The sequence below is a fragment of the Caballeronia catudaia genome (assembly GCF_001544755.2).
In the GTDB taxonomy this organism is placed as follows: Bacteria; Pseudomonadota; Gammaproteobacteria; order Burkholderiales; family Burkholderiaceae; genus Caballeronia; species Caballeronia catudaia.
Genome location: NZ_FCOF02000003.1, coordinates 184,742 through 199,499 on the forward strand (window position 1 = coordinate 184,742; position 14,758 = coordinate 199,499).

9 protein-coding genes and 1 pseudogene are annotated in these 14,758 nt (G+C 62.3%); 6 read left to right on the top strand and 4 right to left on the bottom strand.

Annotated features, from left to right (window positions below):
• Positions 1-9: 9 nt before the first annotated feature.
• Positions 10-2,634, bottom strand: a complete 2,625-nt coding sequence (locus AWB75_RS04730) for a circularly permuted type 2 ATP-grasp protein (RefSeq protein ID WP_061122912.1) — start codon at positions 2,632-2,634, stop codon at positions 10-12.
• Between the two features lie 36 nt (positions 2,635-2,670).
• Positions 2,671-6,135, bottom strand: a complete 3,465-nt coding sequence (locus AWB75_RS04735; protein WP_061122913.1) for a transglutaminase family protein — start codon at positions 6,133-6,135, stop codon at positions 2,671-2,673.
• 131 nt (positions 6,136-6,266) lie between these two features.
• On the opposite strand from AWB75_RS04735, the gene AWB75_RS04740 reads away from it, so the two are divergent.
• Positions 6,267-7,352, top strand: coding sequence for a zinc-binding metallopeptidase family protein (locus AWB75_RS04740; RefSeq protein WP_061122914.1), 1,086 nt, complete (start codon positions 6,267-6,269; stop codon positions 7,350-7,352).
• A gap of 8 nt (positions 7,353-7,360) precedes the next feature.
• Here the strand turns inward: AWB75_RS04740 and AWB75_RS04745 are convergent, their stop codons facing one another.
• Both AWB75_RS04745 and AWB75_RS04750 read right to left on the bottom strand, forming a co-directional pair.
• Complete coding sequence (locus tag AWB75_RS04745; protein ID WP_061122915.1) at positions 7,361-8,377, bottom strand: alpha-E domain-containing protein; 1,017 nt, start codon at positions 8,375-8,377, stop codon at positions 7,361-7,363.
• 51 nt (positions 8,378-8,428) lie between these two features.
• Entirely contained in the window at positions 8,429-9,901 is a 1,473-nt protein-coding gene (locus AWB75_RS04750; RefSeq protein WP_061122916.1) for a circularly permuted type 2 ATP-grasp protein, read from the bottom strand.
• 382 nt (positions 9,902-10,283) lie between these two features.
• On the opposite strand from AWB75_RS04750, the gene AWB75_RS04755 reads away from it, so the two are divergent.
• The 5 genes and pseudogenes from AWB75_RS04755 to AWB75_RS04775 all read left to right on the top strand — a co-directional run bounded on the left by AWB75_RS04755 (position 10,284) and on the right by AWB75_RS04775 (position 14,742).
• The gene (locus AWB75_RS04755; protein WP_061122917.1) at positions 10,284-10,991 is read left to right on the top strand and encodes a YceH family protein; all 708 of its coding nucleotides are present in this window, start codon (positions 10,284-10,286) and stop codon (positions 10,989-10,991) included.
• Positions 10,992-10,994: 3 nt separating this feature from the next.
• Positions 10,995-11,702: pseudogene (gene mnmD / locus AWB75_RS04760) on the top strand (tRNA (5-methylaminomethyl-2-thiouridine)(34)-methyltransferase MnmD); the annotation flags it as partial.
• 297 nt (positions 11,703-11,999) lie between these two features.
• The gene (locus tag AWB75_RS04765) at positions 12,000-12,200 is read left to right on the top strand and encodes a DUF3311 domain-containing protein (RefSeq protein ID WP_061123051.1); all 201 of its coding nucleotides are present in this window, start codon (positions 12,000-12,002) and stop codon (positions 12,198-12,200) included.
• On the top strand, positions 12,197-13,678 hold the full coding sequence (mctP, locus tag AWB75_RS04770) for a monocarboxylate uptake permease MctP (protein WP_061122919.1): 1,482 nt from the start codon (positions 12,197-12,199) through the stop codon (positions 13,676-13,678). The genes AWB75_RS04765 and mctP overlap by 4 nt, the downstream gene beginning before the upstream one ends.
• Positions 13,679-13,782: 104 nt before the next feature.
• Entirely contained in the window at positions 13,783-14,742 is a 960-nt protein-coding gene (locus tag AWB75_RS04775; RefSeq protein WP_061123052.1) for an LLM class oxidoreductase, read from the top strand.
• The last annotated feature ends 16 nt before the right edge of the window (positions 14,743-14,758 follow it).

Consider the following 14,758-nt stretch of genomic DNA (forward strand, 5'->3'; position numbering starts at 1 on the left):
GTGTCATCCTCATGACGTCACCTGCGCGGCCAGCGTGTTCGCATGGCTGAAATAGCGCGCGCTCACTTCGTTCGATGCCGCGCCGACCGATGCGACGAGCCGGTCGCACAGCGCGATCAATGCGTCGCAGCGGCCATCTTCGCGCGCTTCACAAAGCGCGGTGAGGTCCGGCAACGCATCGGCGTGAACGAGCAGATCCGCGAAACGCATCGCTTGAGCGCGGCGCGCGCCGCCCGCCGCCGCCGCGATCTCGTCGAGTTTCGTGCGCAGGCGCGCGTACACGCCGTACAACCCGCGCGGATTGGTTTGATCGACGACGATCAGATCGATCAGCGCGGGCACTTCGAGTCTGCCGGGATACAGCGACCGATACGTGAGCGTGCTGTCGAAGAGCTGCAATAACAGGTCGAAGGCCGCGGACGATGCGAGTGTGCCGCGCTCCGCGACGACACGCAGAATCGTGGCCATCGTCGAGACACGTTCGATATGCCGGCCGATGAACAGAAGCCGCCACGCTTCGTCGCGCGTCATGCGATCGCCCTGCGCGCCGCTGATCGCGCACAGTTGCGTGGCGAGATGTTCGAGCGCGCCCGCGAGCATCAGGCGATCGTAATCGCGGCCGATGCGGACCACGCCTTCCACTTCGGCATCGGCGAATGCAACGCGCGCGAGTGCATCGCGGAAGTCGTTGCGCGATGCGAGAATCGTGCGCCAGTGATCCGTCGACAAACGGTCGCGTATCTCGCCGCATGCGCGCGCCTGATCCGCGAGATTGCCGCCGATGCTCGTCGCCAAGCTCGATTCCGGCAACCCCGCGACGAGCGCGCGCTCGAATGCTTGCGGCGTCGCGTGCGCGAGCGTATCGGCCGATTCAATCAGTCCGCATTGCGAGGCGAGTTCGGTGAGCGTAGGAAAGAGCGCTTCGGCGTCGCTGCCATCGAGCATGCCGAGCAGGAGACGGCACAGGCGCACGTTGTTTTCGGCGCGCTCGCCATAACGTCCTGCCCAGAAGAGATTTTCCGCGGCGCGGCTCGATACGATCCGATGCTTGCGCAAATCGCCGGGCTTCATCGGCGCGGGGCGCAACGATACGCCGCCGCCGGCCTGACTCGACATCACCCATGTATCGACGCTGCTGCCGCCGAATTGCATCGACACCGTCGCGCGCTTGTCGGCTGCGAGCCGTGTGAAGCCGCCGGGCAACACGCTCCAGCTTCCGTCGATATTGGCGATCGCATAGGCGCGCAACACGCAGGGACGCGAGCCGAGCGCGCCGTCATGAAAACGCGGCGTCGTGGAGAAAGGCAGATTCTCCTGCACCGTGAAAACATCCGGCGCGCGTTCGATGCGCTCACGCCATGCCGCGAGTTCCTGCACGCCCGCATCGATACCCGGCGCCTGATCTGCTTGCGCGCCCGGCCATGTCGGCGCGATGAGCGCACTGTCGAGACGCTCGAAGGCTTCGCGGCGTGCGGTTTCCTCGCCGCACCACCATGTCGGCACGGTCGGCAATTCGAGCGCTTCATCGAGCAATGTCTTTGCAAGGCCCGGCAAGAACGCATTGAGCGCGGGCGATTCGGTGAAGCCCGCGCCCGGCACGTTCGACACCATCACGTTGCCCGCGCGCATCACCTGCAAAAGACCCGGTACGCCGATGGTCGAATCCGCGCGCAATTCGACGGGATCGCAAAACGCATCATCGAGACGCCGCAACACTGCATGCACGCGCGACAGGCCAGCCAATGTCTTCAGATAGAGCTTGTCGTGACGCACCGTGAGATCCTTGCCTTCGACGAGCGTCACGCCGAGATAGCGCGCAAGGAACACGTGCTCGAACCACGTTTCGCTGAATGGGCCGGGACTCAGCAACGCGATATGCGGCGCATCGCCCGATGCATCGCTGCGGCCGCCTTCGTCATCGCGCATCGTTTCGCGCGCGCCTTGCGCGATGGTCGCGATGAGTTGCGAATAGATCGGCGCGAGACGGCTCACGCGCATCGCGCGAAACGGATCGGCGAAAAGGCTCGCGACGATCAGGCGGTTCTCGAGCACATACCCGAGCCCTGAAGGCACTTCCGTGCGATGCGCGATGACCGTCCATGCGCCCGATGGCGCACGCGCGAGATCCACCGCGACGATCTGCAGGAAGCGGCCGAAGGGAGGCATGAAGCCCTTCATCGCGCGCAGATAGCCGGGATGCCCGAACACGAGCGCGCCCGGCAGCAGTCCGCGATGCAGCAGCGTTTGTGGACCGTAGATGTCGGCGACGATCGCTTCCATCAGCCGCGCGCGCTGCGCGACGCCGCGCTCGATGACCGCCCACTCGTCCTCGTCGATGATCAACGGCAGCAGATCGAGCGACCACGCGCGCGGCTTGCCGTTATCGGCATAGACGTTGTACGTGATGTCGTTGTCGCGCACCTGCTGTGCGACGGCCGCCACGCCATCGCCGAGGCGCGCGATGCCCTGTTCGCCGAGCAGCTCGAAGAAGTGCCGCCAGGGTTCGCGCAACTGGCCCGATGCATCGCGCAGCTCGTCCCAATGTCCCTCGCGCGCCGGCAGCGTGCGCAGCAGAGCGAGCGCATCGATGCGTGCCGCGGCGGTGTCGAAGGGCAAGGTCGATTGATAAGCCAAGGTCGTCCCGGTCTTTATTCGAATGATGTTTGCGCTTCAACGATAACGCAGGTCGAGCGTGAACGGAAATTCGAGGCTGCGTTCGCGCGCTTCGACCTGCATTGCGCCGGGCGTATGACCCGTCGCGAAGAAGCGCGCGCGCCTGCGGCTTTCGGCTTCATAGGCATTCACCGGGAAGGTCTGGTAGTTGCGCCCGCCCGGATGCGCGACGTGATACTGGCATCCGCCGATCGCGCGTCCCGTCCATGTATCGACGATATCGAATGTGAGCGGCGCATGCACGCCGATCGTCGGATGCAGCGCCGCCGCCTGCGACCACGCGCGAAAACGCACGCCCGCGACGTATTCGCTCACGCGTCCCGTCGGTTGCAACGGCAGCGCCTCGCCGTTCACGGTCACGACATGACGATTGCCGTTCAGGCCGAGCACGCGCACCTCGAGACGTTCGACCGATGAATCGACAAAACGCACCGTGCCGCCAATGGCCCCCTCTTCGCCCATCACATGCCACGGCTCCAGCGCGTTGCGGATCGTGAGCGCGATGCCGTTCGTATCGTATGCGCCGACGAGCGGAAAGCGGAACTCGAAGTGCGGCGCGAACCAGCTTCGCTCGAATGCGAAGCCCGCGTCGCGCAATTCGGCGAGCACGTCGTCGAAGTCCATCTGCACGAAGGTGCCGAGCATGAAGCGGTCATGTATTTCCGTGCCCCAACGCGTGAGGCGCGCGGTGTAGGGCGTCTCCCAGAATCGCGCAACGAGCGCGCGCAACAGCAATTGCTGCACGAGACTCATGCGCGCATGCGGCGGCATCTCGAAGCCGCGCAATTCCAGCAGGCCGAGACGGCCTGTCGGACCATCGGGCGAATACAGCTTGTCGATGCAGAACTCCGCGCGGTGCGTGTTGCCCGTCACGTCGATCAGGACGTTGCGCAGAATGCGGTCGATGAGCCACGGCGGGACGGTCGCACTGCCGCGTCCGCCGAGCAAGTCGAGTTGACGCTGCAATTCGGCGAATGCTATCTCGAGCTCGTAGACCTGGTCGTTTCGCGCTTCGTCGACGCGCGGCGCCTGACTCGTCGGCCCGATGAAAAGCCCCGAAAACAGCATCGACAAGGACGGATGGTTATGCCAATAAGCGATCAGGCTCGCGAGCAGATCCGGGCGGCGCAGGAACGGACTGTCGGCGGGCGTCGCGCCGCCGAGCACGAAGTGATTGCCGCCGCCGGTGCCGGTGTGGCGGCCGTCGAGCATGAACTTCTCGGGGCTCAGATACGACTCGTGCGCCACGCCGTAGAGAAACTCGGTGTGCTCGACCAGGTCGTTCCAGTTCGCCGCCGGATGAATGTTGACTTCGATCACGCCAGGGTCGGGCGTCACCTGGAGCATCTTCAGACGCGCATCGCGAGGCGGCGGATAACCTTCGACGATCACGGGAATGCCGAGGTCGGCAGCGGTCGCTTCGACGGCGGCCAGGAGATCGAGATAGTCATCGAGCGCGGCGAGCGGGGGCATGAACACGTGCATGAGCTTGTTGCCGTTGCCGTGCTTGTCGAGTGCAGCGGCTTCCGCTTGCGGACCGGCCGCGCGCGCCGGGTCGCGCGCCTCCACGCATACCGCCGTGCGCGCGGTCCAGTTGGCCGACTCGCCACGCTCCGGCACGCGCTCCCGCGACGCGCCGGGCGCTGTGCCCGCGTATCGCGTCGCGCTCGCGGTCGCGGTCGCGGTCGCGCTCGCGCTCGCATCGGCATTTTGCATGCGTGATGCAACATCCAGATCCGCATATTGCATGCGTAATTCAGTCGCGGTGCGCAACGGCGCCGACGGACCGAACGGATCGTGTGCGTGCTGCCAGGGATAATCGTCCTCCGACACCCACGGCAGCGAGTCGAGCGGCAGGCGATAGCCCATCGGCGAATCGCCGGGAACCAGATACATGCGCTCGTCGCGGAAGAACCACGGCCCGCTCACCCAGCCCGGCTCCGCCGCGGGGTCATCCTCGCGCGCGATCGGCAGCGCATAGCCCGTGACGGACGGCAGGCCCGCATCGAACACGCGGCGCAGGCGCGCGCGTTCGAGCTCGTCGTCGAGGCGCGAATCGAACGGATCGACATTCACCGGCAAGCGGCGCTCGCGCCACAGGTAGTACCACGTGTCTTCGTATGCCGGTTCAATGAATTTTGCATTCAAAGACAGCTTGCCCGCGAGATGGCGAATGAAGCGCGCGGCGTCGTCCGCCGTGTATGACGCGGGTTGCCGCTCATCCGCGAAAAGCGAGGGATCGTGCCAGCACGGTTCCCCGTCCGCGCGCCAGAACAGCGACAGCGCCCAGCGCGGCAATTGCTCGCCCGGATACCACTTCCCCTGTCCGATGTGCAGAAAGCCATTCACGCCGTACTGCGCGCGCAGCTTGTCCATCAGTGATACGGCGTAGGCGCGCTTCGTCGGGCCGAGCGCGTCGGTGTTCCATTCGGGCTCGTCGCGGTCGCGCACCGATACGTAAGTCGGCTCGCCGCCCATTGTCAGGCGCACGTCCGATGCGCTGAGCTGCGCGTCCACCTGCTCGCCCATGCGCAGCACCGCGCTCCAGTCCTGCTCGCTGTACGGTTTCGTCACGCGCGGCGTTTCGAGCACGCGCTCGATCGACATCGTGTGAACGAATTCCACTTCGCACTTCTCGACCGCGCCGGAGACGGGCGCCGCGCTGTCTGGCTCCGGCGTGCACGCGACCGGAATATGTCCTTCGCCCGCGAGCAAACCCGAGGTCGGATCGAAGCCGATCCAGCCCGCGCCCGGCAGGAACACTTCGCACCACGCGTGCAAATCGGTGAAGTCGACTTCCGTGCCGCTCGGGCCGTCGAGCGATTTGGCGTCCGGTGCGAGTTGCAGGAGATAGCCCGACACGAAGCGGGCTGCCAGACCGAGATGACGCAGCGTCTCGACGAGCAGCCAGGCCGAATCGCGGCATGAGCCCGCCGCGTTTTCGAGCGTTTCCTCCGGCGTCTGCACACCGGGTTCCATGCGAATCAGATAGCGGATTTCGTCCGCCAGGCGCTGATTGAGTTCGACGAAAAAATCGATGGTCGTGCGCGGCGTCCGGTCGATACTTTCGACGAATGCCGCAAAACGCGGCGTCGGTTCGCGCTTGACCATGTAGGGCGCGAGATCGTGCAGCAATTCGGGCGCATAGCTGAACGGGAACGTCTGGGCGGCCGGTTCGAGAAAGAAGTCGAACGGGTTATAAACCGCCATTTCGGCGACGAGATCCACCGTCACCTTGAATTCGCTCGTTTTCTCGGGAAAAACCAGGCGCGCCTGATAGTTCGCGAACGCATCCTGCTGCCAGTTGATGAAATGATCGTCAGGCTCGACACGCATCGAATATGACACGATCGGCGTGCGGCAATGCGGCGCGGGCCGCAGACGCACGACTTGCGGCGACAGGCCGACGAGCCGGTCGTATTGATAATGCGTGACATGGTTCAATGCAACACGAATGGACACACCCGACTCCTTTGTTCAATTGACGCCGTGGCTCGCGACATGAAAACGCGATCTTGCCGCGGCACGATGCTTGCACTGCACGACAGCGCGTGCACGGAACATTCCGCGATCCCACCTCTACCGGCCACACGATGAAAACCTTTCACTGCAACCGCTGCAATCAGTTGGTGTTCTTCGAAAACACGCATTGCGAAAAGTGCGGCGCGCAGCTTGGCTACGTGCCCGAAATCAATCAGATCAGTGCGTTCGAGGAAACCGGCGACGGCCGCTGGCGCAGCCTTCATCCGCTCGCCAAGGATTCGTTGTATCGGCCGTGCCGCAACTACGCGGTCGAAAACGTGTGCAACTGGGTCGTGCCCGCGCCCAACGATACGTCCGATACTGCCGATTCATCCGATAGGCTTTGCCGCTCCTGTGAATTGACGAGCACCATTCCCAACCTCTCGAATCCTGATAACCGCCTCTACTGGTATCGCATAGAGAGCGCCAAGCGCCGCCTTCTCTACACGTTCGCGGAACTGGGCCTGCCCGTGGCGTCGCGTCAGGAAGATCCCGAGCACGGCCTCGAATTCCAGTTTCTCGAAGGCGATGCGCAAGGCCACGGCGTGATGACGGGTCATAACGACGGCATCATCACGCTCAACATTGCCGAAGCCGACGATGCGCATCGCGAGCAAACACGTTCCGCGCTGCACGAGCCGTATCGCACGCTGCTCGGCCATCTTCGCCATGAATCGGGGCACTATTTTTTCGACCGCCTGATCGCCGACACCGGGCGCATTGCGCCGTTTCGCACCGCATTCGGCGACGAACAAGCCGACTATGCCGCCGCGCTCGATCGTCACTACAAGGAAGGCCCGCCTGCCCGATGGGAAGACAACTTCATCAGCGCCTATGCCACGATGCATCCGTGGGAGGACTGGGCGGAAACGTGGGCGCATTACCTGCATATCGTCGATACGCTCGACACCGCGATTTCGTGCGGCCTCGTGCTCGTGCCCGATAGCCCACACGAGCCCACGCTCACCGACCAGACACCTATCGAGGAAACCACGTTCGATAACCTGATGAACCGCTGGTTTCCGCTCACGTATGTGCTCAACAGCCTGAACCGCAGCCTCGGCATGCCGGACGGTTATCCGTTCGCGCTGGCGCCTGCCGTCATCGACAAACTGCGCTTCGTTCATCGCGTGGTCACGGCGGCGGCCAAACGCTGAGCGCGCGCTCAACCGTTGCCTTGCGTCTGCGTCTGCGTTTGCGTCTGCGTCTGCGTTTGCTCCGGCGCGGCAGGCGCTTCCGGCGCAATCGGCAATAGAAACTCGCGGCTCACGCGGCTCGCGAGATCGTTCACGCGCGCCAGGAAATTCACGAGATAAGCGTGCAGTCCGCCTCGCAGAATGTCGACGATGTGCCCGTTCTTCAATTCCGCGCTCAGATGCGCCGCGAGCCGCGCCGCGTCCGTATCGCGCCCTTTCGTCACGTGGCCGATCAACTGCTCCACTTCCGCAATGCTGGCCGCCAGCGAACGGGGCCAGTCGCCATAAAGAATCAGCAGGCCCGCGACACGCTCCGGTGTGATGACATCGCGATAGACTCGCCGATACACCTCCAGACCTGATACTGAACCCAGCACCGCAACCCAATGGTGATAATCGAACGGTTGTGCCGAAGTATCGGCACGTTGCTCCATCATTTCGAATTTCACGTCGAGAATGCGGGCCGTATTGTCCGCGCGTTCAATAAAGGTCCCGAGGCGCATGAAATAGAACGCATCGTCTTTCACGAGCGTGCCTAGCTGCACGCCACGCGACAGATGCGAGCGGAACTTCACCCATTCGAAGAAGGCATAAGGCTCGCGCTCGAGAATGCCGTCGGCGAGCATGCGCTGACAATCGAGCCAGGTCGTATTGAGCGATTCCCATAGCTCGCTATTAGTGGAACTGCGCACGGCTCGCGCGTTCTCGCGCGCGGCGCGCAGGCAACTGACGATCGACGACGGGTTCGTCAGATCGCGCGCCATGAAGTCGATCACCTCGCGGCTTTTCATGCCGTGATGCGCGGCCGAATAGATGCCGCTCAACTCCGATATCGACAGCATCGCGCGCCAGCCCAGCTCCGCGTATTCATCGGATTGCGGTAAAAGCGAGAGCTGATAAGTCGCATCGAGCATCCGGGCGGTGTTTTCAGCGCGTTCGGTATAGCGCGCCATCCAGAAAAGATGATCCGCGGTACGGCTCAGCATGGGTCTTCCCGATTTGTTTGTCGTTGTCGTCAGAGCGGCTATGAATGTTTTCTAGCGCTCCAGTACCCACGTGTCCTTCGTGCCGCCGCCCTGCGACGAATTCACGACGAGCGACCCTTCCCGCAGCGCGACGCGCGTCAGGCCGCCCGGCACCATTCGCACTTCGGTTCCCGACAGCACGAAGGGACGCAGATCGATATGACGCGGCGCAATGCCCGCCTCCACATAAGTGGGACATGTGGAAAGCGCGAGCGTCGGTTGCGCGATGTATTTCTCCGGATGCGCTTCGAGCACCGCGCGGAATCCGGCGATCTGCGCCGCCGTCGACGCTGGGCCGACTAGCATGCCATAACCGCCCGCGCCATGCGTCTCCTTGACGACGAGCTCGGGCAAATGATCGAGCACGTATGCGAGATCATCGGGCTTGCGGCACATCCATGTGGGCACGTTGTTCAGAATCGGCTCTTCGCCGAGATAGAAACGCACCATGTCCGGTACGTAGGGATAAATCGACTTATCATCGGCGATGCCGGTGCCCACTGCATTGCACAACGCGACATTGCCTGCCCGATACGCGCCGATCAATCCGGGCACACCGAGCGCCGAATCGGGGCGGAACACGTGCGGATCGAGAAAGTCGTCGTCGATTCGGCGATAGATCACGTCGACGCGCTGCGGCCCCTGTGTCGTTCGCATATACAGGTATTCGTTTTCGACGAAGAGATCCTGCCCTTCGACGAGCTCGACGCCCATCTGCTGCGCAAGAAAAGCGTGCTCGAAATACGCCGAGTTATACATGCCCGGCGTCATCACGACGATGGTCGGATTTTCGGCGGCGGCAGGCGCGGCCGCGCGCAACGTGTCGAGCAGCAAGTCCGGATAATGCGCGACCGGCGCGACGCGATTGCGTGCGAATAGATCGGGAAAAAGCCGCATCATCATCTTGCGATTTTCGAGCATGTACGAGACGCCCGACGGTACGCGCAGGTTGTCTTCGAGCACATAGAACTCGCCCTGTCCCGCACGCACGATATCGATGCCGGCGATATGCGCATAGATATCGCGGACGACATCGACGCCGCGCATCTCCGGACGATACTGCGCGTTGCCGAGAATCTGCGCCTCGGGAATGATGCTCGCGCGAATGATGTCCTGCTCGTGATAGATGTCGTGAATGAACCGGTTCAGCGCATTCACGCGCTGCCGCAGTCCGCGCTCGAGTGCGCGCCATTCGTCGGCGGGAAAGATGCGCGGAATGACATCGAAGGGAATCGTGCGCTCGGGAATGATGCCGGGCAGGTCGCTCGTTCCATACACCGCGAATGTGATGCCGACGCGCCGGAAGTTGAGATCTGCTTCAGCGCGCTTGATATCGATCTGTTGATCGTTCTGCACGGAAAGCCAGGTCATGAAGTCGCGGTAATGCGTGCGCGGATCGCCCACGCCGCGAAACGCCGCCGCCGGCAAGCCATGCGCCTCCAGATCGCTGCGCTCGAACATCTCGTTGAAGAATGCTTGCGTCATAGCCGGTCTTCCAAATGAAGTGCATGTGGTGGCGATTCCCGTCGCTCGTATTTCTGGCCGCACTCGCAAGACGCTTCAATAGCCCGAACCACCCGGCGTATCCCCGATCCGGATACGTCGACAGGCAACCTCGAAGCATTGCGCGGGCAGCCCAGTATCGAATGAAAAAGCAACTTCAATGCCAATGTTATGAGCGATTCGTCTCCTTGTAAAACCAGCGTTCGAGGCGGCGTGATCCTCAGTGCCTGCACCAAAACCGCGCATGCCTGGAGCGATCTGCACATTCGGTGTATAGGCTCGATGCTGCACGACGGTGCGCGAGTTTCAGATCCGCGTGGCCACGCCGGTATCATAGGCGTCTTCCCGCACGTCACACACGCCCATGAACACGCCTTCCGAAGCCGCACCCCGTCCCGCCCTGCGCGAACTCACGCCTCTCGAAGCGCGCGTGCTCGGCGTGCTCGTCGAAAAACAGCATACCGTGCCGGACACTTATCCTCTTTCGTTGAATTCCCTAACCTCCGGCTGTAATCAGAAGACCGCGCGCGCGCCGGTGATGAACGTCAGCGAGGACGAAGTGCTGACGACCATCGATGGCCTGAAGCGCCTGAGCCTCGTCATCGAAGGAAGCAGCAGCCGCGTGCCGCGCTTCGAACATAACGTGAACCGCGTGCTCGGCGTGCCGAGCCAGTCGGTTGCGCTGCTCGCGACGCTTTTTCTGCGCGGTCCGCAAACGGCGGCGGAATTGCGCGCGAACAGCGCGAGGCTGCATTCGTTTGCGGATATATCGTCGGTGGAAAGTTTTCTCGATGAACTCGCAGAAAACGATCCGCCGCGCGTCGTGAAGCTGCCGCGCACGCCCGGCGAGCGTGAAAGCCGATGGACGCATCTGCTGTGCGGCGAAGTCAGCATCAGCGATTTTCCCGCGCGTGACATGCAAGGCGGCGAATCCTTTTCGCTTTCCGAGTTCGAATCCCTGAAGTCGGAGCAGAAGCGCCTTGCTCACGAAGTCGCGCAGTTGCGCGCGATGGTTCAGCGCATGGCAAGCGAACTCGGCATCACGCTCGATCAATCGTCGCCCGATGCCTGAGTAATGAACGACGCGCTGATTTCGGCACCGCTCGTCTTTCGCGACGATGGAACGCCGTACTCGCCGCGTCACGACGATATCTATCACAGTGCGGCGGGCGCGCTGGCTCAGGCGCGCCACGTCTTTATCGAGGGCAATGGCTTGCCCGATCGCTGGCGCGGCAAGTCATGCTTCACCGTGATCGAGACCGGCTTCGGCATGGGCATCAATTTCCTGGCGACCTGGGCGGCCTGGCGCAACGACGCTTATCGCACGACGACACTTAACTTCGTTTCGATAGAAAAATATCCGTTCAGCGCAAACGATCTGCGCACGGCGCATGCCGCGATCATTGACGACGACGCTGTCGCTCCGCTCGCCGGTTTGCTCGCTTCGGCATGGCCACCGCTCGAGGCCGGCATGCATCGGCTCGAATTCGACGCTGGCGCCGTCACGTTGACGCTCGCGCTGGGCGATGCTGCCCGGCTCTTGCCATGTTTAGCCGATCATGGCGCCGCAGCGGACGCCATTTATCTCGACGGCTTCGCGCCCGCGAAGAATCCGGATATGTGGACGCCCGCGATCTTCACGTCGCTCGCTCGCATCGCCAACGACAATGCGACGTTCGCCACTTATACCAGCGCCGGCGCTGTCAAACGCGCACTCGTGCAAAGCGGATTCGAATATCGCAAGGTCGCGGGCTTCGGCGGCAAGCGCGCGATGCTCGTCGGCAGGCGATCTTTTTCCGGTCACGCCGTCATTGATTCGTAATCGTTGATGCGCCTGAATGAAGGCATCTTCCTGGCAGACCGCGCTTCAGTTCGCTAACGCGCCATTGCAAGGAAAGCACTGCGTAAGCGTGCTGATTCAAGCGCATTCCATCGGCTCTGTGCGTTGGGCACTAAAACAAAATAAGCTGGATAATGCGCTCCCGTTGGCGGCGCGGCGCTTGCTCGTATCAGCGAAATGAAGGTGGAGGCCGTGCGCCGGCACGTTCTTATCAGCGCTGATTCACGAGGAGAAGAAGCTTTGCAACCTGACAATGATGCACCTCGCAGCCCCTGGCTCTGGGTCGCGCTTCTCATACCCTACGTCGCCCTGTTATGGCTGCCGTTCTATAACGACACGCGCCCTTCATTTGCGGGAATCCCGTTCTTCTACTGGTATCAGTTTCTGTGGGTGCCGCTCACGTCGGTCCTGCTTTATGTCGTGTACAGGGGCCTGAAATGAACGAACTCACGCCAGTCGATCCGGTGGCGATGACCATTTTCATCGCGTTCTTCGTGCTCGTGACCGTCGTCGGCTTCTTTGCCGCGCGCTGGAAACGCGGCGACCTTACGCAGCTTCACGAATGGGGCCTGGGCGGCCGCCAGTTCGGCGTCTTGATCTCATGGTTTCTCGTCGGCGGAGATTTCTATACGGCTTATACCGTGATCGCCGTGCCCGCGCTGGTTTATTCCGTCGGGGCTTACGGCTTCTTTGCGTTGCCCTATACGATCATTGTCTATCCGTTCGTGTTCGCGGTAATGCCCAAGCTATGGAAGATCGCACACGCGAAGAATCACATCACCGGCGCCGACTACGTGCACGGCGAATACGGCGGCAAGTGGTTTCCGGCCGCGGTCGCGCTGACGGGCATCGTCGCGACGATGCCGTATATCGCGCTGCAACTCGTCGGCATGCAGGTGGTCATCAAAGGCCTCGGCGTGACGGGCGAGTTGCCGCTCATCGTCGCGTTCGTGATCCTCGCGCTCTACACCTACACGAGCGGCTTGCGCGCGCCCGCCATGATCGCGTTCGTCAAGGACATCATGATCTATATCGTCGTGATAGCGGCAGTGTGGCTGATTCCACTGAAGCTCGGCGGTTATGCTCATGTGTTCGATTCCGCCGATCAATACTTCAAGGCAAAAGGCGGTTCAACAGGCATCATTCTCAAGCCAGGTCAATTCACGGCGTACGCATCGCTCGCGCTCGGCTCCGCGCTTGCCGCCTTCATGTATCCGCATACGATGACCGCGGTGCTGTCTTCGTCGTCGGCGACGACAGTGCGCAAGAACGCGATCTTTCTGCCCGCCTATACGTTGTTGCTCGGCCTGATTGCGCTATTGGGTTATATGGCGATCGCGGCGGGCGTGCATGTGAAATCTGCGTCCGATGTCGTGCCGGCGTTGTTTGGCACACTGTTCCCTTCGTGGTTCGTCGGCTTTGCAGCGGCGGCGATCGCGATCAGCGCGCTCGTGCCGGCCGCGATCATGTCGATCGGTGCGGCGAATCTCTTCACGCGCAACTTGTGGCGTCCGTTGATATCACCGGACATGTCGCCCGCTGCCGAAGCATCGACCGCGAAGGTCGCGTCGCTCGTCGTGAAGTTCGGCGCGCTGCTCTTCATCGTGTTCCTCCCCACGCAGTATGCGATCGATCTGCAACTGCTCGGCGGCGTTTGGATCCTGCAGATCTTCCCGGCTATCGTATTCACGCTCTTCACTCGTCGATTGACTACGCCGGGCCTCTTTCTCGGCTGGTTATTCGGCATCGTGCTGGGCACGGGTCTCGCGATTTCGCAAGGGCTCAAGCCGGTCTATGTTGTGCATCTCGGTGACGCGGCCTGGCCGATTTATATCGGCTTGATTGCGCTCGTCTTGAATATCGTGGTGACCTTTGCCGTTTCGCTCGTCACGCGGCGCAGTGTCGTGCCTGCGGTTTGAAGGCTCGATGATTCGACATGCCCGGCGCGTCCGTCGCGCCGGGCATGTTTGTCGAAGGCAGTGATACCATCGGCGTCGAGCCCACTCCTGACGCACTGCGTGTCATGACCGCAAGCGATAACATTCCGGCTTCCTCTTCGATCGCTGACGCCGTGTTCGCTCAAGGCAAGCTATCCATCGGCATTACGTTGCCAATAACCGGTGAGGATCAAGGCGTCGTCGACTTCGGCGAGCAAATAGCACTCGCGCAACTCGCCGACCGACTCGGCTTTCGTGCCCTTTGGGTGCGCGACGTGCCGCTCAATAGCATCGACTATCCCGATCCGGTCGGACATCTCGATCCGTGGGTGCTGCTCGGCGCGCTTGCATCGAATACGGAACGCATCGCGCTCATCAGCGGCGCGATCGTATTGACGCTCAGGCATCCGCTTCATGTCGCGAAGGGCGCGATTTCGGTTGACGCGCTCTCTCGGGGACGCTTCATTCTCGGCGTCGGTTCGGGCGATCGGCCACAAGAATATGCCGCATTCGGCCGCGATGCCGAAGAGCGCCGCGATCTATATAAAAGACATTGGCAAACGCTCGCGGCAGCCGTTAGCTTGCCTTCACGCGTGATTCCGGACGCGTTACCCGAAGGCGCGCCCGAGTTCTATCTGTTGCCTCGCCCGCATGCATCGATTCCAATGCTTGCCGTGGGTTCGGGCGGTCAGAGTGTCGACTGGATTGCGCGTCATTCGCTCGGCTGGATGACCTATCATCGCGAGCCGCAAGCGCAGCGCGGGCGCTATAGCATGTGGCGCGCCGCCGTCGATCGCGCGGCTTTCGGCGCCTTTCGCGCGTTCGGCGTCGCCATGCGACTCGATCTCGTCGAAGATGCCGACGCGCCCGCGACCGATATTTCGCTCGGTTATCGCACGGGGCGTCGCGGGCTCGCAACCGTATTGCGCGATATGCGCGAGAGCGGCACGCATCATGTCACGCTCAACATCGCATCGGAGCGACGGCCCGCGCGCGATATCATCGAAGAAATCGCCGCACATGTGCTTCCCGAGTTTCATCGCTGAATAAGCTCGTTCACGA

Excerpts from the sequence above, each read along its gene's own strand:
- AWB75_RS04740 (WP_061122914.1), top strand. The coding sequence starts at position 6,267 with ATGAAAACCTTTCACTGCAACCGCTGCAATCAGTTGGTGTTCTTCGAA.
- AWB75_RS04745 (WP_061122915.1), bottom strand. The coding sequence starts at position 8,377 with ATGCTGAGCCGTACCGCGGATCATCTTTTCTGGATGGCGCGCTATACC.
- AWB75_RS04750 (WP_061122916.1), bottom strand. The coding sequence starts at position 9,901 with ATGACGCAAGCATTCTTCAACGAGATGTTCGAGCGCAGCGATCTGGAG.
- AWB75_RS04755 (WP_061122917.1), top strand. The coding sequence starts at position 10,284 with ATGAACACGCCTTCCGAAGCCGCACCCCGTCCCGCCCTGCGCGAACTC.
- mctP (WP_061122919.1), top strand. The coding sequence starts at position 12,197 with ATGAACGAACTCACGCCAGTCGATCCGGTGGCGATGACCATTTTCATC.
- AWB75_RS04775 (WP_061123052.1), top strand. The coding sequence starts at position 13,783 with ATGACCGCAAGCGATAACATTCCGGCTTCCTCTTCGATCGCTGACGCC.